The 436-nt window shown below is 49.3% G+C and carries 1 protein-coding gene; it reads right to left on the bottom strand.

Features of this window, described 5'->3' with window-relative positions; all coding sequences use genetic code 11:
* A partial coding sequence (locus AACV33_RS04320) for a cadherin repeat domain-containing protein (protein WP_182700746.1) occupies positions 1 to 436 on the bottom strand: 436 nt, incomplete at both ends.

The following is a 436-nucleotide window of genomic DNA, read 5'->3' as shown; positions in this document are numbered from 1 at the left end:
GTCGCAATAATATCAATCGAATGAGACGGCGCCGTGTCATGATCTAAATTGCCAATCACCGTCACCACACCCGTGGTGGCATCAATCGCAAATAGACCGGCATCAATATCATCTTGAGATAGGGTATAAGTCACCACATCTCCATCGGGATCCGTTGCCAAACCGGTGAGGTTAACCACATCCCCTATTGCCGCATTCTCTGAAATCGTATTATCTGAAAGGTTTGAATCGGTAACCGGCCCCACCGGATTATCCGTATCGCCGCCGCCCGGCAACGTACCATCTGCATCCGTCACCGTGATATCGAAACTGCCCGTACTGGTTGAGCCATCGGTAGAAGTAGCAATGATCTCAATCGAGTGAGTATCATTAAGATCATGATCCAGATTGCCAATCACCGTCACCACACCCGTGGTGGCATCGATAGCAAATAAAC

The organism is Aliivibrio sp. SR45-2, assembly GCF_963890165.1.
Classification (GTDB): Bacteria; Pseudomonadota; Gammaproteobacteria; order Enterobacterales; family Vibrionaceae; genus Aliivibrio; species Aliivibrio salmonicida.
Note: the sequence above shows the minus strand (reverse complement) of the source record. Positions and strands in the feature narration are given on the sequence as shown.